Annotated in this window: 23 protein-coding genes and 1 pseudogene; 15 read left to right on the top strand and 9 right to left on the bottom strand. The window is 43.2% G+C overall.

Going from position 1 to position 24,389, the window contains the following annotated elements:
• Positions 1–19: 19 nt before the first annotated feature.
• From F6J90_RS21040 to F6J90_RS21050, 3 genes are all read left to right on the top strand, one after another.
• The gene (locus F6J90_RS21040) at positions 20–1,132 is read left to right on the top strand and encodes a TauD/TfdA family dioxygenase (RefSeq protein ID WP_293097673.1); all 1,113 of its coding nucleotides are present in this window, start codon (positions 20–22) and stop codon (positions 1,130–1,132) included.
• Between the two features lie 115 nt (positions 1,133–1,247).
• A complete protein-coding gene (locus F6J90_RS21045; RefSeq protein ID WP_293097674.1) occupies positions 1,248–2,171 on the top strand; it encodes a phytanoyl-CoA dioxygenase family protein in 924 nt (307 codons plus the stop codon).
• 85 nt (positions 2,172–2,256) lie between these two features.
• Positions 2,257–2,811: an isochorismatase family protein gene (locus F6J90_RS21050; RefSeq protein WP_293097675.1), complete on the top strand. Its 555-nt coding sequence runs from the start codon at positions 2,257–2,259 to the stop codon at positions 2,809–2,811.
• A gap of 181 nt (positions 2,812–2,992) precedes the next feature.
• Here the strand turns inward: F6J90_RS21050 and F6J90_RS21055 are convergent, their stop codons facing one another.
• Positions 2,993–3,205 carry a hypothetical protein gene (locus tag F6J90_RS21055; RefSeq protein WP_293097676.1) on the bottom strand — a complete coding sequence of 71 codons (213 nt, stop codon included), beginning with the start codon at positions 3,203–3,205 and terminating at the stop codon, positions 2,993–2,995.
• A gap of 80 nt (positions 3,206–3,285) precedes the next feature.
• Here F6J90_RS21055 and F6J90_RS21060 point away from each other — a divergent pair, with 80 nt between their 5' ends.
• Positions 3,286–4,068: a DUF4058 family protein gene (locus F6J90_RS21060; RefSeq protein ID WP_293097677.1), complete on the top strand. Its 783-nt coding sequence runs from the start codon at positions 3,286–3,288 to the stop codon at positions 4,066–4,068.
• Between the two features lie 169 nt (positions 4,069–4,237).
• Positions 4,238–4,614: pseudogene (locus tag F6J90_RS21065) on the top strand (nicotinate-nucleotide diphosphorylase (carboxylating)); the annotation flags it as partial.
• 201 nt (positions 4,615–4,815) lie between these two features.
• Here the strand turns inward: F6J90_RS21065 and F6J90_RS21070 are convergent.
• The 4 genes from F6J90_RS21070 to F6J90_RS21085 form a co-directional block, all read right to left on the bottom strand.
• A complete protein-coding gene (locus F6J90_RS21070; protein WP_293097678.1) occupies positions 4,816–6,144 on the bottom strand; it encodes an ABC transporter substrate-binding protein in 1,329 nt (442 codons plus the stop codon).
• Between the two features lie 491 nt (positions 6,145–6,635).
• On the bottom strand, positions 6,636–8,072 hold the full coding sequence (locus F6J90_RS21075) for an ABC transporter substrate-binding protein (RefSeq protein WP_293097679.1): 1,437 nt from the start codon (positions 8,070–8,072) through the stop codon (positions 6,636–6,638).
• A gap of 59 nt (positions 8,073–8,131) precedes the next feature.
• Positions 8,132–9,556 (bottom strand): serine/threonine-protein kinase, encoded by a 1,425-nt coding sequence (locus F6J90_RS21080; RefSeq protein ID WP_293097680.1) that lies wholly within the window; start codon positions 9,554–9,556, stop codon positions 8,132–8,134.
• 409 nt (positions 9,557–9,965) lie between these two features.
• A complete protein-coding gene (locus tag F6J90_RS21085; RefSeq protein ID WP_293097681.1) occupies positions 9,966–10,979 on the bottom strand; it encodes a LysR family transcriptional regulator in 1,014 nt (337 codons plus the stop codon).
• Between the two features lie 118 nt (positions 10,980–11,097).
• Between F6J90_RS21085 and F6J90_RS21090 the strand changes: the two genes are divergently transcribed.
• The 6 genes from F6J90_RS21090 to F6J90_RS21115 all read left to right on the top strand — a co-directional run bounded on the left by F6J90_RS21090 (position 11,098) and on the right by F6J90_RS21115 (position 18,389).
• Complete coding sequence (locus F6J90_RS21090) at positions 11,098–11,814, top strand: NnrU family protein (protein ID WP_293097683.1); 717 nt, start codon at positions 11,098–11,100, stop codon at positions 11,812–11,814.
• A gap of 87 nt (positions 11,815–11,901) precedes the next feature.
• Entirely contained in the window at positions 11,902–12,333 is a 432-nt protein-coding gene (gene trxA / locus F6J90_RS21095; protein WP_293097685.1) for a thioredoxin, read from the top strand.
• A gap of 696 nt (positions 12,334–13,029) precedes the next feature.
• On the top strand, positions 13,030–15,096 hold the full coding sequence (locus tag F6J90_RS21100) for an NAD(P)H-quinone oxidoreductase subunit 5 (protein WP_293097687.1): 2,067 nt from the start codon (positions 13,030–13,032) through the stop codon (positions 15,094–15,096).
• A gap of 83 nt (positions 15,097–15,179) precedes the next feature.
• Complete coding sequence (locus tag F6J90_RS21105; RefSeq protein ID WP_293097689.1) at positions 15,180–16,763, top strand: NAD(P)H-quinone oxidoreductase subunit 4; 1,584 nt, start codon at positions 15,180–15,182, stop codon at positions 16,761–16,763.
• Between the two features lie 760 nt (positions 16,764–17,523).
• Positions 17,524–18,135 carry a Uma2 family endonuclease gene (locus tag F6J90_RS21110; protein WP_293097690.1) on the top strand — a complete coding sequence of 204 codons (612 nt, stop codon included), beginning with the start codon at positions 17,524–17,526 and terminating at the stop codon, positions 18,133–18,135.
• On the top strand, positions 18,132–18,389 hold the full coding sequence (locus F6J90_RS21115) for a hypothetical protein (RefSeq protein WP_293097692.1): 258 nt from the start codon (positions 18,132–18,134) through the stop codon (positions 18,387–18,389). Before F6J90_RS21110 ends, F6J90_RS21115 begins: the two co-directional genes overlap by 4 nt.
• A 118-nt stretch (positions 18,390–18,507) precedes the next feature.
• Here F6J90_RS21115 and F6J90_RS21120 read toward each other — a convergent pair whose 3' ends face one another.
• From F6J90_RS21120 to F6J90_RS21130, 3 genes are all read right to left on the bottom strand, one after another.
• Positions 18,508–19,257, bottom strand: coding sequence for a Uma2 family endonuclease (locus F6J90_RS21120; protein WP_293097694.1), 750 nt, complete (start codon positions 19,255–19,257; stop codon positions 18,508–18,510).
• Positions 19,258–19,365: 108 nt separating this feature from the next.
• A complete protein-coding gene (locus tag F6J90_RS21125; RefSeq protein WP_293097696.1) occupies positions 19,366–20,184 on the bottom strand; it encodes a Uma2 family endonuclease in 819 nt (272 codons plus the stop codon).
• On the bottom strand, positions 20,181–20,324 hold the full coding sequence (locus F6J90_RS21130) for a hypothetical protein (protein ID WP_293097698.1): 144 nt from the start codon (positions 20,322–20,324) through the stop codon (positions 20,181–20,183). The genes F6J90_RS21125 and F6J90_RS21130 overlap by 4 nt, the downstream gene beginning before the upstream one ends.
• 251 nt (positions 20,325–20,575) lie before the next feature.
• Here F6J90_RS21130 and F6J90_RS21135 point away from each other — a divergent pair, with 251 nt between their 5' ends.
• The 4 genes from F6J90_RS21135 to F6J90_RS21150 all read left to right on the top strand — a co-directional run bounded on the left by F6J90_RS21135 (position 20,576) and on the right by F6J90_RS21150 (position 22,774).
• Entirely contained in the window at positions 20,576–20,761 is a 186-nt protein-coding gene (locus tag F6J90_RS21135; RefSeq protein ID WP_293097700.1) for a hypothetical protein, read from the top strand.
• Between the two features lie 26 nt (positions 20,762–20,787).
• Positions 20,788–21,966: an agmatine/peptidylarginine deiminase gene (locus F6J90_RS21140; RefSeq protein ID WP_293097702.1), complete on the top strand. Its 1,179-nt coding sequence runs from the start codon at positions 20,788–20,790 to the stop codon at positions 21,964–21,966.
• A 314-nt stretch (positions 21,967–22,280) separates the two neighbouring features.
• Positions 22,281–22,478, top strand: a complete 198-nt coding sequence (locus F6J90_RS21145) for a hypothetical protein (RefSeq protein ID WP_293097704.1) — start codon at positions 22,281–22,283, stop codon at positions 22,476–22,478.
• 62 nt (positions 22,479–22,540) lie between these two features.
• Complete coding sequence (locus tag F6J90_RS21150) at positions 22,541–22,774, top strand: hypothetical protein (RefSeq protein WP_293097706.1); 234 nt, start codon at positions 22,541–22,543, stop codon at positions 22,772–22,774.
• Positions 22,775–23,237: 463 nt separating this feature from the next.
• Here F6J90_RS21150 and F6J90_RS21155 read toward each other — a convergent pair whose 3' ends face one another.
• Positions 23,238–24,386, bottom strand: a complete 1,149-nt coding sequence (locus F6J90_RS21155; RefSeq protein WP_293097709.1) for a tRNA-dependent cyclodipeptide synthase — start codon at positions 24,384–24,386, stop codon at positions 23,238–23,240.
• Between the last annotated feature and the right edge of the window lie 3 nt (positions 24,387–24,389).

The raw sequence follows: 24,389 nt of genomic DNA on the forward strand, positions 1-24,389 counted from the left end.
AAATAATCAGGAGGTCTTGATGACAAGCAATGTAATCACAAAAGAGAGCTTTTTAACAGTTGCAGGTAAACGCTTCCACTATATCTGGTTGCGCCAAAATTGCTTATGTCCCGATTGTCGGCATCCAACTTCTTTCCAGGGGTTATTCGATCTCAGCGATCACCCCTCACCCCCAGAACCTTTATCTGTAGAGGAGAAGGATGGAGCGATCGAGATTACTTGGAAAGAAGAACCTCCTCATCGGAGTATATTCCCTGTTTCCTGGCTGCTGAATCGTGCTTACGATCCCTCGCCTCAGCAGCCCGAAGAGCAGAAAATTCTATGGGATCGGGCTTGGTTAGATACTCACCCACCCAAAAAGTACGATATTCATTCCTGTAGTCAAGATATCTGGATGAGTCAGCTTTTCCGATTGGGTTTTACCGTACTCAAGAATATAGCTGCTGACGATTTAGATACTTTCATCTCATCCATTGGACCGATTCACCAAACAGAATACGGACGATTCACGGAATTAAAGGCAATTCCAAACAGCACAGATCTAGGTCAATCACCTACAGGTCATCGGTTGCGACTTCACACTGATCGATGCCACGTCCACGAGCCGCGTCTAGTACAGGTTCTATATTGTGTAGATAACAATGCTTCTGGCGGCGAATCGTTACTTGTTGATGGCTTTCGTATTGCTAAAGATTTTCACCAAAATCATCCAGACTACTTTCAGATTTTGGCAAAAACCCCCTTGCAGTTTCAGGATTTTGACCCAATGCGAGGATATTTTTTCTCCCGCAAAACCCCGATTCTAGAACTAGACTGGGAGGGTAAAGTTGCTGGAATCTACTTTAGTCGCAAGACCTCTACTTGGAATCTACCTTTCGATGAGCTAGAAGCTTTTTATGAAGCCTATTCAGCTTTTTGTAGTTACTTAAAAGATCCAATTTACGAATACCGCTTCCGCCTTGAACCTGGAGACTGTTTGCTAGCGCAGAACTTTAGGATAATTCACGGACGAACAGCTTACGATCCCCTCTCGGGACAGAGACATCTTAGATGGGCTACTATTGCTTGGGATTACATCAGCGCCAGGCATAACTTTGAGATGGTTAAACACCTGTACCTCATGGAAAATTAATCAATTTAATGACCGGTGGTTGACTATAAAGTTGGAGTAACTTACAATATTTTTTTTGTCGTACTTACAGTTACAGCAACAGACACTTTCATAATTCTATAGAGGAAAGGAAAACATGATCAATAACAGCAACGTGGAAACAAAAAAGGAAAAGATTTGCACAACCCGTCCCCTGTCAAAGGAGCAAATTGCACAATACCATGATGAAGGATTTCTGATTGTCCCTAGTTTCTTTGACCCTGAAGAAGTTGCACCGATAAAGCAGGCTTTGCAACCCGATTCTGAGTTGAGTGGAATCTGGACACAATATGTAGATAATCATGGTACAACATGGATGGATAGCCATGGTCACTTGAATCAACAACTAGCTTGGATAGAGTTAGGAGACTCTCTACTCAGTGTTATTCCTCGTACAGTTCGGATGGTCAATGCAGTCGAGGTACTTTTAGGAGGATTAGAGTGTTATCATTGGCACTCAAAAATAACAGTAAAAAATCCACATACCCAAGCCTGGATTGAATGGCATCAGGGCTATGGAGGCTGGTATAACGATGGTTGTTTATACCCAGATTTTGTAACTTCCACGGTGGCTATTGACAAGAATACTAAAGAAAATGGATGTCTTCAGGTCATCAAAAAATCCCACTTAATGGGTCGCCTGGATCATAAAGTTTTTGATGGTGGAGGTGGGGCTCTACGTATAGATTCAGAATGGATGGACACAATTATAGACAGACTAGGTATTGTCTACTGTGAGCTGGAACCTGGTGATGCACTATTTATACATGCGAATACGATACATTGCTCAGGAGATAACCAAACCGATTTACCCCGAACAACTCTAACTTGTCACTACAATGCACGATCAAACGAGCCATTCTGTTTGGAGCGAGTTCCACACCGTCGTTATCGTTTCCTGGAACGCCTACCAGATACAAGCATTATTGAAAAGAACTACAGTTCGGTCTTGAATAGTCAGGTTTTCATGAAAAAAACATTTGATAAAATTATCACTTATGGGATGGAACCTGAAAAATGAACAACTCCGAAAACTATTTAGCAAGTCGCTACCTATTGATGATAGTTGATTGGGAAGGAGTACACCAATTTCACGGCTAGGTTATATGGTATTAGAAAGCGATCGCCTAGCCAAAGCTTTCACAACTAGAGGTTGGCCAGTCTTAGCTTTTCTAGATACCCACGAACCAGGGAAACCAGAACCTCCCTATCCTCCTCATTGTGAAAAAGGGTCTGGGGAAGAAAAGCTCGTTCCTGAACTGGAATGGCTAGAAACTCATCCCCACGCCACCTTAATTCAAAAAGACTGCATCAATGGTTTTATCGGTTCCATTGATGTAGATACTGGAAACAATACTTTAATTAGCTGGATAAACCAGCTCAAACTGGAAGCCTTAGTAGTCGTAGGAATCTGTACCGATATTTGCGTCATGGACTTTGTAGTTACCATGCTTTCCGTGCGCAATCATGGTATGATTCCAACATTAAAAGACATTGCCGTTTATACCGAAGGCTGTTCGACCTTCGACCTCTCAGCAGAAATGGCAGCCCAGCAGGGTTTGCCAAAAACAGCGATTCATCCCCAGGAAATTGCTCATCACGTTGGTTTATACACCATGGCATGCCGTGGAGCGCTTCTTGCTTCTACAATTTTGATGTGACCAATCTCAAGTTAAAAACTAAGTAAAATTTACCTTTTTAATAAAAATCCTGAAATCTGGACTAACAATTGACACAGGCGAAAGGGAGTAACAGTTTTTTTTTAACACTTATCTATTACTTTAACTGCCTTTTTGCTAAACTTTTAACTGAGGAGTGTTTCCTATCTCCTATTTTTCCAAGTTAGAAAATACTCCCATTGGGAGCTAGGAAGTATAAATAGTCAATGTTGCGAGGCAGGAAACGGGCAAGATGCCCGTTCCACCAAGATGCCCGTTCCACCAAGATGCCCGTTCCACCAAGATGCCCGTTCCACCAAGATGCCCGTTCCACCAAGATGCCCGTTCCACCAAGATGCCCGTTCCACCAAGATGCCCATTCCACCAAGATGCCCATGCCACCCACCGGGTCAAACAGCTTTAATGAGATCCACCCTTAGCTTCTCTGTTACGCCGTAAGTTTAAGTATAAATCACCATGCCCTCACCATTCCCTGGAATGAATCCCTATTTAGAAGATTCAGCCTATTGGTCAAGCGTACATCATTGGCTAATTACCGAAATTGCTCGCTTATTAAACCAACAGTTAGCCCCTAAATATGTAGTTGCGGTAGAAGTGCGAATCTACGAAACTAGTGGAGAAAAGTCCACGCTTATTGGTATTCCTGATAATGCCATTGCTAAAAGCTCTGAAAATACTATCAGATATCCCGAGTCTAATGTAGCTGTTGCAGTTCCTTCTACCGAACCTTTAACGATAGAACTTGCTCTCACAGAAACTATTAAGCAAGGATATTTAGAAGTTAGGAAAGTTGGCACCGGAAAAGTTGTTACGGCTATTGAAATTATTTCTCCTATCAATAAAAATGTAGGAGAAGGTCGAAAAAAATATGAAAAAAAACGTCAGCTTATTTTAAATAGTAAAACAAATTTTGTAGAAATAGATTTACTACGTCAAGGGAATTCACTGATTAATTTAAATCAGAATATCGAGCGTGACTATCACATTTTAGTTAGTCCTAGTAATCAACGCCCTCAAGCCTATCTATATGCTTTTAATATTCAAGATTTTATTCCTGCATTTCCTTTACCTCTATGTCCAGAAGATCCAGAAATACTTCTAGATTTACAAAGGATTTTACATCAAGTTTATGACCAAGGGCGCTATGATTTAATGATTGACTACAAACAAAAAATTATTCCTGGTTTATCAAAAGCTGATGCCAGTTGGGTAGAAAATATTTTAACAAACAAGGATTAAATTAAATTAGTTATTGTAAAAATTTACATCATAACTCGTTAAAATAAAAAAAATAACCAGATTTTTTGGTAAGAGTTATGGCAATATTACCTCCCCCAATAGTGTTAGACCCTCTACTTCATCAATGGCTCAAAGAAGATATTGGTAGAGGCGATCGCACCACCCAAGGGATGATGGGGTGATGATTAAGGATAATCATATTCAAGCCGCTGGGGGAATTGGGGAAGCGATCGCTCGAATTCGTAAGACTATTCCCTATCCTATGACCATAGAAGTGGAGACAACAACTCTGGTCTGGCGGAAGTAGAAGAGGCGATCGCCCACAATGCTGATATTATCATGTTGGATAATATGCCAGTTGAGGAGATGGAGGTAGCAGTTAAGCTAATTCGTGATCGCAACAACAACATTAAAATTGAGGCATCGGGTAATGTGACCTTAAAGACGATTCGTGCAGTGGCCGAAACAGGAGTAGATTACATTTCCAGCAGTGCTCCCATTACTCGCTCTAGTTGGTTGGATTTGAGCATGAGATTGGGGAGTTGAGATCAGTTGAGATAAACAGTAGTAAAACCGCACAGGATATCTGGGAACAGGGAACGGGAAATAACCAATTTAAATACACATCAGCTTACCAATTTTAAAAAATATTCCTACAGATTAATACTCTCCCCATCTCCCCATCTCCCCATCTCCCCATCTCCCCATCATCATCCCTAGCAGGCATAAATTAAATTGGTATAAGGGTTAAGGGATTGGCACAAATTCATACTCCAAACTAGAACTATTACTTGGTTCAATTGTCACCAAATTGACCGGTTGATAGCGATCGCCTGATGGAAAAAAACGAATCGGAGCAGCAGCACCTGTAGCAAAAAAGTTCGGTGCTGAAAGTTCCTGTTGAACTCCGGTGCGACTAGGATTACGTCTAATCGCAGCACTTAGGGCTTGCAGAGCATCATAAGCCATAGCTGTGCGCCAGTTAACATCAATACCCCAAAGCTGATAAGCGGTTTTGGGAAATTCAGAACCAGGCTTGGCTAGGGGATGCCAGGGTAATGCTACTACCATACCTTGAGCATCTTTACCTGCTACTGTCAATGTCTTGGTACTGTAAACTTGATTTCCCGCCAAAATAACTAATTGTTGACCCAAGCTATTGCGGTGTTTGCTATTGAGCTGAACCACATTTAGTACCTGATCAAGGCTGCTAGAATCAGCACCTAACATCAGAACTTGAGCACCACGATTAATCGCTTGTTTAAAGCTTTTAGCAGCACTAAAATTTTTCTCAGACACGTCAAACTCACTAACTACTCGTCCTCCTTCCAAGAAAACAGCGGTTACAAACTCTGATTTAAGAGACTGACTAGACTCACTTTGAGAATTGTAGAAAACAGCAACATTATGCTGCTTGAGGTCTTGCAGCATGTGTTTAGCTAATGCTCTAGCTGCCAGGAGATCATTCGGTACACTACGAAAAACAAAGTCGCTAATTCCTGATAGGTTTACTGAAGTACTAATGGGAGAAATTGTTACCAATTTACCAGATTTATAGCTATCTGCTGTGGCTTGGGTCACCTTGCTGCTGAAATTACCAACAACTGCCAAAATCTCGGGCTTACTTACCAACTTTAATGCTAATTTTTTGGCCACCTCTGGATTATTATCATCATTAGCGATGAGTACTTTGAGAGGAATACCTTTAATTCCACCAGCTTGATTGATTTCCTGTTGGGCTTGAGCCACACCCCGAAGTATATCTTTGGCAGTATTTACGTCATCACTAATGGACACAACAGCAGCAATGGTGTAAGAGGGTTTGTCCCCAATACGAGCGTTATTAAAGTAGATCAGAGCTTCTGGATCATCACGGTGGAGGTTTAAGGATTCGGTGAATTTAACAATTGCCTGGTCGTAGTTACCAGCAGTAACCGCTTCTACTCCTAGCTGTTTTTCCAGTGTTGTTGAATCAGAAAATAAAATATGCTCTCCCCCACTAAGGTAATTTGGTATCGTTGTTTTCTCTGAAGATGTATTTTTCGATACCAGGATAGATAAGGGAGATGTGGTCACTTTAAACCACCACAGACACCCAGATACCAAAGCTAAGGAGATCATCAATGATAGCCAAAGAAGCTTAGTTTCGTTGTTCTGATACATACGCTATTGCTAATTTTTATAAAGGCTAACCCTGTTGATTACCCGGAATAACGCTTAATACTAATTTGATACTAATTTGTTTTGTAGTCTTTCAAGATAATTTATGAGTGGAATGGTTGATGGTTGACAGTTGACGGTTGAGGGTCAACGAAAAACCATCAACGGCGGTTGACATAGTGACCCTGTAGAATACAACTGAATACAATTGAATACAACTAGTTAACAAAAGCCCTTGTTGGATACTCCTGATTAGGGAAATAACTTAGCTAAATAACTTAGCTAAATAACTTAGGTAAATAACTTATGGTACAAGATTTGACAACTGATCAGGTGACAAAATGGCAAAAATATTGATCAGTTATTCCAAAATTGGGCAACGCCCTTGTTTCTATGTTGCACCGTTTCTACTTGCTAGGAATCGGCACAAAGTCATAACCAAAGCTGGAACGATTACCTGGTTCAATCTTGACAAGCTGGACAGCCTGGTTGCGATCGCCTGATGGTAAAAACCGAATTTTGCTGGATACTCCTTGGGGCTGAAAACCTGATCCGGATAGGGCTTTTTGCACACCGGAACGGCTTGGCTGCTGTTTGAGGGCTGCAATTAAAGCTTGAGTAGCATCGTAAGTCAAGGCAGTGCGCCAGTTCACATCTGAACCCCATAATTTAGTGGCGGTTTGGGGAAAGGGGGAATTTGGAGCGCCCAAAATATGCCAGGGGACTGCCAACACCATACTAGCCGCATCCTTACCACCGATTTGCAAGGTCTTGGGTTTGTAAAGACTATCCCCTGCTAGCATCGGTAGACCTCCATCATTGACCTGCACTACTAGTAACGCTTGGTTAAGGGTGGCGGAATTGGGGGCTAAGATCAACACTTCTGCACCTTTCTCGATCGCCTGTTTGACATCAACACCAGCATTAAAGTTAGGTTTGGCAAAGTCAAACTCTCCCACTACCTCGCCACCATCAGCAAACAGGGCAGTAGTAAATGCATCGGCAAGAGATTGGCTGTAGTTGCTCTGGGAATTAAAAAAGACAGCTGCTTTGCGTAGATTTAATTGATTTAGCATGTAGCGAGACAGGGCGCTACCAAAAAAGCGATCGCTAGGGATAGTCCTAAAGACATAATTACCCAGTCTTGAAATAGTTACTGAGGTACTAGTCGGAGAAATCACCACCAACTGATTCTCTTGATAAACCTCTGCGGCTGCCAGGGTGACCTCACTGCTAAAATGACCAATAACCCCCAAAACATCTGGATTATCCACAAAAGCTTTAGCTATTTTTTTAGCCACCTTGGTATCATTGTCATCATTAGCAATCAGCACCTTCAATGGTACATTATTAATACCACCCGTAGCATTGATTTCCTGTTGGGCTTGGGCAACACCCCGTAACATTTCTTTGGCTGCATTTACCTCTACACCAATAGGTATTGAGATCGCAATTGTATAAGACTTAGATGTACCGATCCGAGCATTATTGAGGTAAATCACAGCTTCTGGATCGTTTTTCTTAGCTTTGAGCGATGCCTCCAGTAAGGAAGCCGCTTTCCCATAATTCCCAGAAGCAAATGCTTTGACTGCTGCCTGTTTGGCTGGTGTTACCTCTTTTGGGATTAAGGTTCTATCTCCGGCACTAAGGTGCTCTGCTATGATTATCTGAGGCTTAATTTTTGTAGTTTTTGGAGTTACCTTAGCCCTAGGTTCATCTTCCTCCGTTTCCTCCGGAAATGGCCATGTGATTATCTGATTTTCGTGAAGCCACCATAACCCTCCCAACACCATAGCTACCGTCATCACCATGGATAGCAAAAGAACACTCGTTTCGTTTTTCATCGGACATAAGTTCCGTTGTCAGTTACCCTGCATCATTCCATTAATCAGCAACGCCCCTGCTATAGTATTCGAGATAACAGTTGATAAACCAGGCGGAAAAGTGCCGTCAGAGCGATCGCTGCTGCTGCAGCTAGAACTGATATTATGATAACTAACTGGATTGACTGCTGGACTCGCAGCACCGGGAAAAGTATCAAAAGTCCCAAGCTGATGCCTCCAATAATCACTAGGTCAATTTTTTCAATAAACCTGCGATATTGAGCATAAATTAGCCCTCCCAAACTCATTCCCCATAAAAGCATACCCAGTGGGTTGGAGGACATCACCTTAGCAAAAGCAGTTGCAGCAATGAATAATAAAGCTCCCTCAAATCCAGTAAAAGCAGCTGCCCCTAGTACCTCAAGTAGAGAAAAGTTTGGTCTGAGGGGTTTGGATAGGGGTGAGTGGGTTTGTGGTCCCCTGGTGTGGGGCCGGGAGGGTGGGGATACTGGTAGAACTGATCCGTGAGGGGTTTGAGGGGTTGTCTGAGCAATGTTTAAACTATTTATGGCATCAAGAACCTCCTGAGCAGACTGAAAGCGTTGATTGGGCATTGGCATAAGTAGTCGATTGAAAATACTCTCAAGTTCATTGCTGATTTGGATATAACTTCTCCAGTTCCATTCATGGGTAACAGGTTCGTAGAGTTCATTGGGTTCTCTGCCAGTCATCAAAACCATCACAGTCACTGCCAGAGCATACAAATCCGTTGAAGGGTAAATTTGAGAACCGGTCATTTGCTCCGGTGGTGCAAATCCGATGGAATAAATACCAGTAGACCTCGCCCCTGTTGATCCTGGGTTGACCTGTTGCTTAACTGCACCAAAGTCTAATAGATAGAGAAGCCCATTGCGATCGCGCATAATATTGGAAGGCTTGATATCCCGATGAATGGAGCCATTGTCATGGACAAATTGGAGGACTTTGAGAATTTCTGTTAACACTTCTATGGCTTTGGCTTCAGAGAATGCTCCTAAGGTGTTGAGTTCTTCCTCCAAGTTTTGTCCATCAATATATTCCTGTACCAGATAGAAAAACTGGTCTTGTTTACCCGGTTTCAGACTCGGCACCGTCAACGGAAAGTAGGCATACAAATCGGGGATTTGGGGGTGACGCCTGCCCAATTTCTCTAAAACCGTTGCTTCCCGCTCAAACAATCTGTGGGCAGTTTGTAGTTCCCTCTGGCTAATTCTCCCAGACGGTTGGAACTGCTTAACGACACATTGACGCAAGGTAGGGGTATAGCGATCGCGTGCTAGAAATGCCGCTCCAAATCCTCCTTTGCGCAGCAGCTGGGAGGGAATGTAGCGACTTGCTACAATCAGGGGCATACCACAGCTATTACAATACCTTTGCTCTGTGGTGGTTAGAGTGGTTCTGTTATCTAGATCATCAAAGTAATTATGGGGATTTGGGCAGCCAGGACGGGTGCAGAAAATTTCCATGTTTTACAGGATCACTACGAAAGACAAGGCGCTACCAGGCATCTACTTTACTCTACTAGAGTCTATTTATCTCCCTCAATCGAGGGTTAGGCATTTGTACATTAGTTCTATAGTTTAAATCTATATCTATATCCAAATCATGTTCATTCCTTGCTACCGCTTCGCGCTTCGCTCAGGTATCAGAGGTTGGACGTCAGCTGACAAGCTCTAGCAAGTCACTGCTTGTTGTGTTTATTTTAGTCGTTAGATATTATTAAACTCACGCCATTTTGAAGAAGCCCCTGGAATTTTCTGCATTACTGATCACAATCTTCCGGTGGGTAGCGGGATAAATTCCGTCACTTGTTTTTAACCCTGTCTTGATGCAATAGCGAGTGGGGGAAACCCCCAAGACCGCGCTGCATCGCTTTCAACCCCCAGCTTCAGCGTGGGAGCTATCCACTTCTATATTTTTGGGATTAGTTACCATCCCTGATAGTGCCAAGGATTGCCCGTGCCATGCTACTGAGCCAAACAAGGGCAAAATCTGCCTACAGAAGGCTTCCGTTGCTTTGGAAAGGTAACGATTGGGGTTAATCACCAAAGACAATACCCGTTTAACCACTACTCCCTCTATTTTTGCCCTGTGTAGCACCCCCATTTGTAATTCTTTTTCAATAGCTGTAATCGATACAAAGGCAGCTCCTAGTCCTGACTGTACTGCATTCTTAATCGCTTCAATGGAGTTAAGTTCCATCTCCACCTTAAACCGTTTAGCATCAATGCCACTGCGACCTAATACCTGGTCAATTACCTTACGGATGGTGGATTGGGAGTCCAAGGCAATAAACTGTAACTTATACAGGTCCTCTTTTTGGATCTTCTCCAAAGAAGCCATGGGATGAAATGCGGGCAAGATTAGTACTAGCTCATCTTCAGCATAAGGACTAATGGTCAAGGTTTCCTGAAGTTCTAGGGGAACTTCACCACCAATAATGGCCAAATCCACCAGTCCATTGGCTACACCCCAGGAAGTGCGGCGAGTGGAGTGAACCTGTAATTGTACTGTCACTTCAGGATAGTGTTGTCGGAACATACCAAGCATCCGAGGTAGTAGATAGGTTCCGGTAGTTTGAGATGCACCAATAATTAAGGTACCACCTTGGAGACTTTGTAAGTCGTCAATGGCTCGGCAGGTTTCCTGGCATAGAGCCAGAATTTTTTCCCCATAGTCCAACAGCAGGTGTCCAGCTTCCGTCAGTTGGGCACGGCGTCCACCCCTGTCAAATAACGGCACCTCTAACTGTCGCTCTAAATTTTGTACTTGCAGGCTGATAGCAGGTTGGCTTACGTATAGACTATCAGCAGCACGCTTGAAACTCCCCTCAGTAGCGATCGCTTTGAGTATACGGAGTTGATCGAGAGAAAAAGGAAGGTCAGACATAGGGCTAAACCATCAACAGAAAGGAGCCAGCTGAAATCGACACTAACATAACCAGGACTCAAATTCTTGCTCTTTTTTGCTATAATAGAGCGTTATTTCCCATCTATCACCCTTGCCTATGGTATTTCCAAATTGGCTGAGTGTCAGCCACTTTGTCATGTTTGGGTTGCTATTGACTTTTGCTATCGCTCATAGTGGTTTAGCCGCCCTGCGTTCATTGGGTGAACAAAGAATTGGTCCAAGGCTTTATCGTATTGTCTTTGCTTTAGTGAGTCTTCCGCTAGCAGTTGTATTAATTATTTACTTTTTGAACCATCGGTATGATGGTCTACAGTTGTGGCTCCTTCAGGACCTGCCAGGGATGAAGTCATTAGTATGGGGGCTTTCAGGGATTTCGTTCTTGTTTCTTTATCCAGCTACATTTAATTTATTGGAAATTGCTGCGATTCAAAAGCCCCAAGTCCATCTGTATGAGTCTGGCATTATGCGGGTTACCAGGCATCCCCAAATGGTAGGACAAGTAATATGGTGTATTGCCCATACCCTCTGGATTGGTAGCACCTTTACCCTATTGACCTCCGTGGGATTAATTCTCCACCATCTTTTCGCTGTCTGGCATGGAGACCGCCGGTTGAAGGCACGGCATGGAGAAGCCTTTTGTGCACTCAAAGCTCGCACATCGGTAATCCCTTTTTTGGCAATTATCCAGGGACGTCAATTCCTGAAATGGCAAGAGTTTGTTCGTCCGGCATACCTAGGAGTCATCGGTTTTACTGGGCTGTTGTGGTGGGTACATCCCCTCATGATTACAGCTGTAGCCCAAGTAAATTGGTAATTTAAGACATTTCTGTTGTTCAGATGATCCCGATTCGATGTAGCATGATCCCAAACAAATCTAAAAACCCTTATATTTCAAAAAATCATGGTATTGTCTGTTGATGAACGGACGTTTTCAAAAACAGTTTTAGACTCTTCTGAGCCAGTTATCGTTGATTTCTGGGCTCCTTGGTGTGGAGTTTGCCGGTTTGTTCACCCCATACTTGAGGAATTCCAAACTCAAGGAAGCAATTATGTCAAGGTTGTCAGAGTAAACGCCGATAACAATCTCAAGCTTGCCAATACCTATCGACTCAAGACCCTACCGACATTGCTATTCTTTGAGCAAGGTCAGTTGGTCTCACGAATAGAAGGTTTCCAAGGTCGGGATGAGCTGCTCAGGGAAATTGCCAGGCTGCTCAAATCACACTGCCAATACCCAGATTTGACCAAGGAGTTGGATAAAAGGCAGCGCCAAGGTTTGAAATCTTTTTCGGCCAATATTTCCTCAAGAGAAGTTCTAGGTATTAGGTATTAGGTATTAGGTATTAGGTATTAGGTATTAGCTACAAGAGGGTAATGGTACAGAAGGAAAGCTTTTGAGAGCCTCCGTGCTTGACCAGGCGCTAGCAAACTAGGTCAGAACACTCTTAGCCATTCAACCTAAAAGCCTAGAACCTTAACTTAAACTAATTAGCGCGCCTTAACCTAATTAGCCATTGAATTGGTCATCGGTAACCAGGTTGTGGGTTTACCCTTTCCCATGACCAATTACCGATTGCCAATTACTAATTGGTTTCTGACTCTTGTGCCTGATCTGTGCCTGTGAATTTATAAATTCTCCATTATAGCACTTCCATGCCTAGTAATTGGCAATGGCTCCGTAACGAAAAGATAAATTTTTGTTAACTAAACTTTTTTTATTATTTTCATCAATTAGTCCGATTATCTCATGATAATGACCCATTTTGATGAGATGTTTTGTGATCAAGATTACTAAAAAGGTTAAGATTTGTATCAGATATGAGACTAGATTGGCCTATTCAGCGGATGGCGGCTGTTGGTAGTAGTCACCGCAAGCCAATGCCGACCTTGAGTCCATGGTGTACGCTGCTATAGTGCAGTTGAGATTAAAGCGTCTGGCCTTCTACAGACAAACAAAAAGAAAAACTTTAGACATGAGCGGTTTACAGTTTGCCAAAATAGTAACGAAATCTGAAGTAGGCTGTCTTAAATGGAACCGCTTTATCAATATGCCTGGCTAATCCCAGTGTTTCCCTTGGCAGGGGCAATGCTGGTTGGTCTGGGGCTAATTTCCTTCAATAGAGCAACGAACCGTCTGCGGCAGCTGTTAGCTGTATTTATTGTCTCCTTGTTGGGGGCGTCGATGGTGTTCTCCTTTGCTATACTCTGGAGTCAATTTCATGGTCATGAACCCTATCAACGCACCCTGGAGTGGGCTGCTGCTGGCAATTTTCACCTAATGATGGGCTATACCATCGATCACTTAACCGCACTGATGCTGGTAGTTGTGACCACCGTAGCTTTTCTGGTGATGATTTATACCGATGGCTACATGGCTCATGACCCTGGTTATGTGCGCTTCTATGCTTATTTAAGCTTGTTTAGTTCCTCTATGCTGGGGTTGGTGGTTTCTGCCAACCTGTTGCAAGTTTATATTTTCTGGGAACTGGTGGGAATGTGTTCCTACCTGCTAATTGGATTCTGGTATGACCGTAAGGCAGCAGCAGATGCTTGTCAAAAAGCCTTCGTTACTAACCGTGTCGGAGACTTTGGTCTGCTGTTAGGCATGTTGGGACTCTACTGGGCAACTGGCACCTTCGACTTTGATGTCATGGGAGCCAATCTGGAAACCTTTGTCGAATCCGGTTACCTGGGTGCAGGCATGGCAGCTGTGTTCGCTGTCTTAGTGTTTCTTGGTCCGGTGGCTAAATCCGCGCAATTTCCCCTCCACGTTTGGCTTCCTGATGCCATGGAAGGCCCAACCCCGATCTCTGCCCTAATTCACGCCGCAACCATGGTAGCCGCTGGGGTGTTTTTGATTGCCAGGATGTACCCCGTGTTTGAAGGGATTCCAGTCGCTATGACTGTGATTGCCTGGACGGGAGCATTTACCGCTTTCTTAGGGGCAACCATTGCTATTACTCAAAATGATATTAAGAAAGGGTTAGCCTATTCAACAATGTCTCAATTGGGTTATATGGTAATGGCAATGGGCATTGGAGCCTATGGTGCTGGCTTATTTCACCTGATGACCCACGCTTATTTCAAAGCCATGCTGTTCCTCTGCTCTGGGTCAGTAATTCACGGTATGGAAGCTGTGGTTGGCCATGACCCGATTTTAGCTCAGGATATGCGGTTAATGGGAGGCTTGCGTAAGTTTATGCCCATTACCTCCCTGACATTCCTAATTGGAACCTTGGCAATTTGTGGAATTCCCCCCTTCGCAGGGTTCTGGTCAAAAGATGAAATCTTAGGCAGTACTTTTGAAGTAAGTCCTTTCCTGTGGGGAATTGGCTGGCTGACTGCTGGAATGACTGCTTTCTATATGTTCCGGATGTATTTCTCTACCTTTGAAGGGGAATTTCGGGGCAATGAAATGGAAATCCGTCATCAACTCAAGGAAGCTGCTGGTGTAGCTGTACCTGCTTTTGGTCCTGGTGCTATGGATGTACGGGAACTTGAGGCTCAGGCTGACCATGATCACCACGACCACCACCACAGTGAGTTTCCCCATGAGTCACCCTTAACGATGACCCTACCGTTGTTAGTGTTAGCCGTGCCATCGGTACTGATTGGTTTGGTGGGAACTCCCTTTAACAACTACTTTGAGGAATTTATCCACCCAGCCAGTGAAGCCATAGCCGAAGTCGTGGCAGAAGCAGAAGCCTTTGACTGGTCAGAATTTCTGATTATGGGCGGTAGTTCTGTGGGAATCGGTCTGATTGGGATTTCCGTTGCGGTACTGATGTACTTACAGCGCAAAATTGACCCCAATGCGATCGCTAAAAAAATCCAGCCCCTATATCAGCTGTCTCTCAATAAGTGGTACTTCGATGAAATTTATGACCGGCTGTTTGTTCAGGGAAGCCGTCGATTAGCACGGCAAGTTATGGAGGTAGACTACCGTATCGTTGATGGTGCTGTAAACCTGACTGGCTTTTTCACCCTGCTCAGTGGTGAAGCACTGAAATACGTAGAAAACGGTCGTGCCCAATTCTATGCTCTAATTGTCTTCCTCGCAGTACTGGGTTTAGTAATTGTCTCAGGTGTGAGCTGAGCTGCTTTGTTAATTGTTAGTTGTCTATTAACAATTAACAATTAACAATTTGCAATTTTCTTTTGACCAATGACTAGTTGACTATGACAGATTTCCCCTGGCTAACAATAATTATTCTGTTTCCGATTGCGGCATCGCTTCTGATCCCCTTTCTGCCAGAAAAAAATGGGACTTGGGAGCGTTGGTACGCTTTAATTATCGGGTTAATTGATTTTGCCCTAATTGTCTATGCTTTTGTGACCCAATACGACCTGAGCAACCCAGAACTGCAACTGGTCGAAAAATACAGCTGGGTGCCTCAAATGGACTTGAATTGGTCAGTGGGTGTAGATGGCTTATCCATGCCTCTAGTGTTACTGACTGGCTTTATTACTACCCTAGCGATGCTGGCAGCTTGGCCGGTAACCTTCAAGCCTAAGCTATTCTACTTCCTGATGTTGGCAATGTACGGTGGTCAGATTGCTGTATTTGCTGTTCAGGATATGCTGTTGTTTTTCTTGGTATGGGAACTGGAGTTAATTCCGGTTTACATGCTACTGTCAATCTGGGGGGGCAAAAAGCGTCTCTATGCAGCTACCAAATTTATCCTCTACACGGCAGGGGGTTCCCTGTTTATTTTGCTAGCTGCCTTAGGCATGGCATTCTATGGGGATACCGTAACCTTTGATATGCGATCGCTCGCTCTCAAAGATTACGCTCTCAATTTCCAGCTACTGCTTTACGGAGGCTTCCTGATTGCTTACGGGGTCAAGCTACCCATCTTCCCTCTACATACCTGGTTACCAGATGCCCACGGGGAAGCCACAGCCCCGGTACACATGCTGCTGGCTGGCATTCTGCTGAAAATGGGGGGATATGCCCTAATCCGCATGAATGCTGGGATGCTACCCGATGCCCATGCCGTGTTTGCTCCGGTATTGATAATTTTAGGGATTGTCAATATTGTCTACGCTGCCCTTACCTCCTTTGCCCAGCGTAATCTCAAGCGTAAGATTGCTTACTCATCCATTTCCCATATGGGATTTGTCTTAATTGGTATTGCTTCCTTTACCGACTTAGGCATGAGTGGGGCAGTGATGCAAATGATTTCCCACGGTTTAATTGGTGCCAGCCTATTCTTCTTAGTAGGAGCTACCTATGACCGTACCCATACCTTGATGCTCGATGAGATGGGGGGTGTTGGTAAAAGAATGGGCAAAATGTTCGCCATGTGGACAACCTGTTCCATGGCATCCTTAGCATTACCCGGAATGAGTGGGTTTGTGGCAGAAGTGATGGTGTTTGTTGGCTTTGCTACCAGTGATGCTTACGGTTCCTTGTTCAAGGTATTAGTGATCGTCCTGGCAGCTATCGGGGTTATCTTAACACCAGTTTACCTGCTCTCCATGCTGCGAGAGATTTTATATGGTCCGGAAAACAAGGAATTAGTTGCCCACGAAGCCTTGATTGATGCGGAACCTCGGGAAGTGTTTATTATTGCCTGTCTGTTAGTACCAATTATCGGGATTGGTTTGTATCCGAAAATTGTGACTCAGATCTATGACGCTACTACCGTTCAGCTAACCGCACGACTCCGCAACTCTGTACCAACCTTGGTCAACGAAGCACCAGTAGCACTAGAAAATGCTCCAATAGTTTCTGTCGCTCCATCTATTGCTCCTCGTTAGGGATTGATATTTTACAGTTGACTAGCTTGTAGAGTGGGCAAAAACAGTTCTATTGTTTTGAGTATTCGAGACTAGAGAACTTTTCCCTAGCTAGTAGGGTGGGCAAAAACAGTTCTATTGTTTTGAGTATTCGAGAGGTGCAACTATTAGCCTTATAGCTCTCTAAACCTTGTCAAACATTATCTACTCTTTTATAATCAAATAAGTTAGTAACTTGTTTAACAAGGGAACACTACCGCCAAACGAAGAACTAAAAGCCTTGGCAGCTGGTCGTAAGTTAAGCGACGTAAAATAATGGACTGAGTGAAGTTACAGTGCGGTTTGAGAGTAGGCACCAGAGCCTCCATTAAGAAAATTAGCGCAATGCTTTTGGCATTGCTTTGTCGGCAACAACCATGAGTTTTAACTAATGCTATACCATCGTCCTATCTGCTTGTGAGTAGGTTTGTACAGGTTAAATGTTGCACTAGATTAGTTTGCCCACCATACTAGCGATGCAGCGCGGTCTTGGGAAGGCAGCGCGGTCTTGGGGGTCCCCCCCATGAGCGACTGCCGTGGTTTCCCCCATGAGCGACTGCATCAAGAAGTGATTAACAAATTAGCAGCTTTTAATGTAGGGGTAGTATGAACCAACCCCTACATTTTTTTATTGCCAAAGTGTCCAAAAAGCCTTCCCTTAAAGAAGCTCTTGCCAGCGATCGCTTAACCAAAACTGACCTTAGAATAGAATAAACTCTTTTGTGCGGGAAGTAGCTAAATCATGACATTCGCCACCACAGCTGTTGAAACTAATCCCATTGTGCTGAGGATGCCTCCAGCATTGGATATGGATGATGACCAATTTTTTGAGTTTTGTCAGGTTAATCGAGATTTACGTATTGAACGCACATTAGACGGAGAAATAATTGTTATGCCCCCAACAGGAGGTGAAACATCTGACAGAAATTCCGACATTAATTTTCAGCTACGGTTATGGAACCGCCAAACAAAGCTAGGGAAAGTTTTTGAGTCTTCTTGTGGCTTTAAGCTCCCCAATGGGGCAGATCGTTCTCCTGATGCATCTTGGCTCAAGCTGGAGCGGTGGGAATCTCTGAGTAAAGAACAAAGGAAAAAATTTATTCCTCTGTGCCCAGATTTTGTGATTGAGTTGCGTTCCCCCAGTGATAGGGTAAAAGATCTCAAGGACAAGATGGAGGAGTACATGGACAATGGTGCGAGGTTGGGGTGGTTGATTGAGCCAAATAGTCGTCGGGTGTATATTTACCGTCCTGGTGCTGATGTGGAGCAATTGGAAAATCCCGCTACGGTGAAGGGGGATGATTCGGTGCTGCCTGGTTTTGTCATGGTTATGGAAGAAATTTGGGAAGGTTGAGGGGTGGCACTTTCAGCCTACTCCCTTCGCTCCTCCTTATGTCAGCAGTCAGCAGTCAGCAGTCAGCAGTCAGCAGTCAGCCTAATGCTGAAGTAACAGAGATTAAAGCAATGTTTACCTGTTGTCTTGATGCAGCGCGGTCATGGGGGAAACCACGGCAGTTGCTCATGGGGGGAACCCCCTTTGGCGGCACTGCCTCCCCAAGACCGCGCTGCATCGCTTATTCAAAAGCATCTCAAGTAGTGTGCGCGTAGGGCATAAGCTGAATGCTAATAGCTGTTCGCGTAGCGTGCGCGTAGCGCTAATCGCTGACCGCTGATAGCTGATAGCTGATGGCTGAATACTTACCTCCTTATCCAAAACTGACGTTAGTTAGTGTTGGACTCTGTAATTAACCTCTTCTACTGATATACTCAACGCTTCAGCTATCTGTTCCACACTCACTCCTAATCCTAATAAATGGGAAATAGCTTTCTGTAGTGCTTGTTCAGTTTGCTGTAGTGCTTGTTCAGCTTCCTGATAAGCCATGTCCAGTTCTTGAAAGTTTAATAGCTTTTTACCTAACTTTGGATCGAAAAACTCTAATTTTCCCTGATGCACTTGAAGTTCTAGACCTAAAACTTCACTGTAAATGGAGAAATCTTCATCTCCTAAAGGTTTGCTAGCTATAGGCTCATAGTTTCCCTCCACCAGACGTAATCCTTTCAGGGGTGGTTGGAGATAATCTTCCACAGGGTCATACTGCATATATTCTAATACTCCCATATCTTGGTATGTTTGGCGATTAAACCTTTGATCAGTTCCCTTAGTATTTATTGAAGTTACTTCTAAGATCCAACTCGGAAAATTTCCGCCTTCTTCCCAAACTTTGTAGTGTTTTCGTAGTTTATTTTCTACTCCGAAAATTACAAATACATCAGGCTCGATTACGGCATCATATATGCCTTCTAGGTAGTAAATCGATAAGTTACCGGAAACATAAACATCGTCTCGATTTTTGAAATAGTTTTTCAAGGCTTCTACGCCATAAATGATATAATCTCGGTTAGGGTCACTTTCTGCCATTGGTGTACCATTAGTATTGCGGTAGAAAAATTTAGGTTTTAATTGCTCATTAGTCATTGGTCATTCAGCAAGGGAGTAGGGAGTAGGGAGTAGGGAGTAGGGAATAGGGAACAGGAAATAGGTAAGGGGGAATAACCAATTTAAATGCCCATTAGCTTAATAGGGTTATTCTTGAACGTGACGGTTAACCTCTGCCACTGATAAATTTAGTGCTTCAGCTATCTGTTCAACATTCAATCCTAATCCTAGTAACTGGGAAATAGCATTCTTTAGCGCTTCTTCCGCTTGTTGTCGGGCTTGAGCTTCGGCAGCTCGCTCTAACTCCGCTTGTTGTCGGGCTTGAGCTTCTGTGGTTTGCTCTAACTTTGCTCGTTGATAAGCTATCTCCAGTTCTTGAAAGTTTAATAGCTTTTTACCCAGCTTCGGATCAAAAAATTCTAGTTTTCCCTGATGCACTTGCAGCTCTAGACCTAAGACTTCACTATCAATAGAAAAATCTCCATCCCCTAAGGGCTTGCTGGGGATAGCTTGATACTTTCCCTTAACCAAACGTAATCCCTTAAGTGGCGGTTTAAGATAATCCCCAGTAGGATCATACTGAAAGTATTCTAATACTCCCATAGTTTGGTATAGTTGGCGTTTCGTGGTTTGATCACTATTCTGGCTGCTTTTTGAGGTTATTTCTAATACCCAACTGGGCAATTTTCCTCCTTCTTCCCAAGCATTGTAGCTTCTTCGCTGTTTGTTTTCCACGCCAAAAACCACAAATACATCGGGAGAGACTACCTCATTGGGTTCTCCTTTCTGGTAGTAAATAAATAAGTTACCGGAAACATAAACATCTTCCCGATTTTTGAAATAACTTTTTAAGGCTTCTACCCCATAAATTAGATAATCCCGAGTAGGATCACTTTCTGTCATAGGCTTACCATCACTATCGGGGTAGAAAATTTCGGTTTTGAGTTCGTCAGTTACTTTAGTCATAAGTCAAAAGGCAAAAGGCAATAGGCAATAGGCAAAAGGCAATAGGCAAGAGGCAATAGGCAATAGGCAAAAGTCAAAAGGCAATAGGCAATAGGCAATAGGCAATAGGCAATAGGCAATAGGCAATAGGCAATAGGCAAGCTAGCTATCGATGACTTTATAACCCAGATACAAACGCTATATATTAGTGAGCATTTTCTTTATGGGTAAGAAGGGTAATGGTGAAAACACTTTCCCCATTACCCAAAGGTGTAATTGCAATCACACCGCATTACAGAATCTCTAATTACCTTAATTTGACCATCAGTAGAAAAAACAGATCACCTGTCACTGGACATTTGAGCCACTCTATGATAGCGCTGCTAGCATTAACCATTAAAAAGTGTGTTAAGTGTTGGAAGTGTGGGAGGTGTGGGAAGTGTGGGGAGAGAAGAAGAGTGTGGGGAGAGAGGGAAGTGTGGGGAGGGTGGGAAGTATGGGGAGGGAGGGAAGTGTGGGGAGGGTGGGAAGTATGGGAGAATTCCTACTCCCTACTCCCTACTCCCTACTCCCTACTCCCTACTCCCTACCCAAGTGATAAGTACTCTAGAATAGATACACACTATGTTGAATCGTCGAAGGTTACTGAAGTTAAGTGTTCTTTCAGCTGCTAGTGCCTTGGGTATGTCAGCAGTCTGCTCAAGGGTGAGAACTGAGGTTAGTAGTAGTGAAATGCCGGACTATAGCAGCACTGGAGTGACGTTATTGCAAGAGACAACACCCCTTGAAGATGGCTTTTTCTTTCCAGCGGAATGGGAACCCCATGAATTCACGATCATGGTGTTTCCTCCAGCTCAGAATTGGAAAGGCTATGGTCTGAAGAAGGCAAGGCGGGAATGGGCAGCAGTGGCGAATGCTGTCAATGAGTTTGAAGCGGTTTCGATGGTTGTTCATCCTCAAGACAAGGGTGTGGCTAAGGGCTTGTTGAGTTCAGATATTGAACTGATTGAGTTTCCCGTAAACGATGGCTGGGCAAGGGATTCCGGTCCAATGTTTTTGGTGAACGGCAAGGGTTCACGTCGGGTAGCTGGGTTTACGTTCAACGGTTGGGGTGGTAAGTTTCCCCCCTATCAGGACGATGCTTTACTAAAGGCGCGATTGTCTCACTATCTTGATACTACCATGTACTCATCCTCTCTAGTCTTGGAGGGCGGTGGTGTCACATTAGATGGTGAAGGTACTATTATCACCACTGAGGAATGTTTACTTAACCCCAATCGCAACCCGAGGATGAGTAAGTCTCAAGTTGAGAGATTGTTGAAGCACTATCTCGGAGCTGAAACCGTGGTTTGGCTAGGTCGTGGTATCGTACCTGATCCCGTCACAGATGGACATGTGGATGGGATTTGCGCATTTGCAGCACCTGGATTGGTCTTACTCCATAGCACTGATGATGCTAATGATCCAAATTACAAGATTTGTGGGGATGCTAAGCATCGATTACAACAAAGTACTGATGCTCGCGGACGTAAGTTTGAGATTGTTGAGATTCCTCTTGGCTTAGATATTGCTCACATGAATTTTTATATTGCTAATAATGGTGTGATCGTTCCAGTTGCTGGTGACTCCAGCCAAGATGATGCTCCCCTTGCTATTCTGCGTGAGGTTTTCCCTGGGCGGAAGGTTGTTGGTGTAAATAGTCTGATCCTGGCTGAAGGTGGAGGAGGAGTTCATTGTATTACCCAACAGGTACCTGTTGCTAATGGGGTAAGCACTCAGCACTCAGCAGTCAGCAATCAGTAAATTTGGCGGCAGGAAACAGGCAAGATGCCTGTTCCACCAAGATGCCCGTTTTACACAAATAAATATTTAAGAAAAATTTAACAAATAGTCTGTGATTTGATAACAGTTTTATATTACTAATTCCTAGATAATTTTATTGATAATCTGCTCAAACTACAGGTTATTAACCTCAACGTATTGAGTTTTATAAACTTGACAAACAAGGGGGTTTCACCCATGATTGACCTTTGGTCACGCTACGCGATCGCATCAATTTATCTTGTGGTAGAATAAGCTTGCTCAAAACACCTATATCAAAAACAGAGAGCAAAACTATGACAAGTGGAAAAAGTCTTCAGGTGACCCCATATGGTCAAAATAGATATAACATTACTCAACCAGTTGATTTTGAGGTAGGCGTGAATTATAGCGGTGCCTTAATGGCAATTGCTGGAGCGGATGGGGAATTGGCAGAAGCAGAATTACAGTGGTATATTGATGAACAGGAAATGTTGCTAGTCGAATCTGAATAAAAAAAGAATACATTGAAGCGCTCCGCCAATTCGATTGGAAAAATGCTAACGTTGAGGAGCTATTGACTGGGCTTAAGTATGACTTTCCCCTGAATTTTCGCCGATCCATGTTGTACCAAGCGATCAAAATGTGTCGAGGGGATGGTAATTACCATGAAAAAGAAAAAGCAACTGTGGCTAAAGCGGCGGAAATTTTAGGAATTGAACGCAGCATCGTTGTTAGCCTTGAGTCCCTGGCAGAACTGGAAGATTCAGCTGAGCGATTGCGCCTTGCCTTATTTGAAACGGACGTTTAATTCGGGTGCATCTCATTAAAGCTGTTTGACCCGATGGTGCGTTACGGGACGGACTTTCCCAACACTGGCTACCCAAAACAGTAGGGTGAGCCCGTCCCTAACGCACCCTACTGTTTTACTGACTGTTTGACCCGATGGTGCGTTACGGGACGGACTTTCCCAACACTGGCTACCCAAAACAGTAGGGTGAGCCCGTCCCTAACGCACCCTACTGTTTTACTGACAGCTGACCAGATTGCTGCCAAAAACATCTAACAGAATGAGTAGCCACAGGGACGAAGAAACGATCATTGAAAATTTTGACTGGAATCAGCTTGCCCTGGAACAATTAAAGCTGCTTCAGTCTAAAATAAGCAAAGCGATAAATCTTAAGATACCCGAGTTAAAGTTGACCCAATCTACTGCCAATCTGAGCAAAGTTCATCGGTAAAAGGAAAGTTTATCCAAAATATCTGCGCTCCTTTCATCTTTTTTTCAACTGGAGTGATACAACTGTTAAGTCTTTAAGCTCCTGTAACACCTTGGGATGTTTACCATTGACAATTTCTGTCAAAGTGCTGAAAGAACCTGGATAAACCATAACTGGAATATTTCTTTTGACTAAGCAAGCAAAAATGGCAAACTCTTCTAAAAAATACTCGCTAGATCGGCTGATATGAGCTTTCCATTGCTCGTTACTTATTTGTGCTTGTTTTCTACGGTGGTAATTCTCACTGAATGCTTTTACTGAATTTTGAAAAGATGTGTCTTGATCAAAAAGATTTTTGAGCTTTGTGTAGTATAGATTGTAGTCTGGGTAACTTTGTACTTCCGAACATAAAATAAAATTATACTTACAATAATTTTCAAATCTTTTAAAAATATTTTTCTCTCGATGTAAAAACTCAGAGCCAAGACATAGGGCTTTATCATAAGCTTCAACTGGCTCAAGACCTCCACGAGTCTCTAGTGTTATTCTGTGTATGCTATCTCCTATCAATACAAAGCATGAAGAAAAACGCTTACTTATCCAATCAAGTGATGCCATAAGCTTTGGACGAGTAAAGTGACTGTTCTCTAAACTAATACCAAAAAAACAATTTTCGTTATCCTCAAATGTATTTCTGTTGGACTCAGGAGAAACAAAAATTATTTTTGTTCTGTATTTAGGCAAAAGGTTTAGGGAAACTACCTTGGGGTTAAAAACTGCCAGAAAAACGGATGTTTTAACTTTAACAACTATATTCTTATTTGATGATTCAACTTTAAACAAAATTTCTTCAGTTTCATTCGCTAAGATTTGGTCTATTAGAGTGACTTTAAATAATTCATAAGGGTAAGTAATTGTTATTGGATCTGTGATTAGATCCAATCGGTTAGCTTTTAGTGTTTCTTTGAGACGATTTGTGTTAATGTCATAATTTGCTGATACAAAAGTATAATGTATCAGTCCATCTATATTTAGTAGAATAGTGTTAGCAAACTCTCTATTACAGGAGTTAAGCATCATCTCGATTTCTAAATCAGAGCAAGTTGATGAATGCTGAATAATTTCGTATTCGATATTGTTGACATTTAAAAAATCTAGTATTTGAGCGTTTAGCATTGGTAATAATATGGTCGTAACTGCCACAGA

Source organism: Moorena sp. SIOASIH (assembly GCF_010671925.1).
Lineage (GTDB): Bacteria > Cyanobacteriota > Cyanobacteriia > Cyanobacteriales > Coleofasciculaceae > Moorena.

Coding starts and splice junctions, on each gene's coding strand:
- F6J90_RS21040 (WP_293097673.1), top strand. CDS start 20: ATGACAAGCAATGTAATCACAAAAGAGAGCTTTTTAACAGTTGCAGGT.
- F6J90_RS21045 (WP_293097674.1), top strand. CDS start 1,248: ATGATCAATAACAGCAACGTGGAAACAAAAAAGGAAAAGATTTGCACA.
- F6J90_RS21050 (WP_293097675.1), top strand. CDS start 2,257: ATGGTATTAGAAAGCGATCGCCTAGCCAAAGCTTTCACAACTAGAGGT.
- F6J90_RS21055 (WP_293097676.1), bottom strand. CDS start 3,205: ATGGGCATCTTGGTGGAATGGGCATCTTGGTGGAACGGGCATCTTGGT.
- F6J90_RS21060 (WP_293097677.1), top strand. CDS start 3,286: ATGCCCTCACCATTCCCTGGAATGAATCCCTATTTAGAAGATTCAGCC.
- F6J90_RS21075 (WP_293097679.1), bottom strand. CDS start 8,072: ATGAAAAACGAAACGAGTGTTCTTTTGCTATCCATGGTGATGACGGTA.
- F6J90_RS21080 (WP_293097680.1), bottom strand. CDS start 9,556: ATGGAAATTTTCTGCACCCGTCCTGGCTGCCCAAATCCCCATAATTAC.
- F6J90_RS21085 (WP_293097681.1), bottom strand. CDS start 10,979: ATGTCTGACCTTCCTTTTTCTCTCGATCAACTCCGTATACTCAAAGCG.
- F6J90_RS21090 (WP_293097683.1), top strand. CDS start 11,098: ATGGTATTTCCAAATTGGCTGAGTGTCAGCCACTTTGTCATGTTTGGG.
- trxA (WP_293097685.1), top strand. CDS start 11,902: ATGGTATTGTCTGTTGATGAACGGACGTTTTCAAAAACAGTTTTAGAC.
- F6J90_RS21100 (WP_293097687.1), top strand. CDS start 13,030: ATGGAACCGCTTTATCAATATGCCTGGCTAATCCCAGTGTTTCCCTTG.
- F6J90_RS21105 (WP_293097689.1), top strand. CDS start 15,180: ATGACAGATTTCCCCTGGCTAACAATAATTATTCTGTTTCCGATTGCG.
- F6J90_RS21110 (WP_293097690.1), top strand. CDS start 17,524: ATGACATTCGCCACCACAGCTGTTGAAACTAATCCCATTGTGCTGAGG.
- F6J90_RS21120 (WP_293097694.1), bottom strand. CDS start 19,257: ATGACTAATGAGCAATTAAAACCTAAATTTTTCTACCGCAATACTAAT.
- F6J90_RS21125 (WP_293097696.1), bottom strand. CDS start 20,184: ATGACTAAAGTAACTGACGAACTCAAAACCGAAATTTTCTACCCCGAT.
- F6J90_RS21140 (WP_293097702.1), top strand. CDS start 20,788: ATGTTGAATCGTCGAAGGTTACTGAAGTTAAGTGTTCTTTCAGCTGCT.
- F6J90_RS21145 (WP_293097704.1), top strand. CDS start 22,281: ATGACAAGTGGAAAAAGTCTTCAGGTGACCCCATATGGTCAAAATAGA.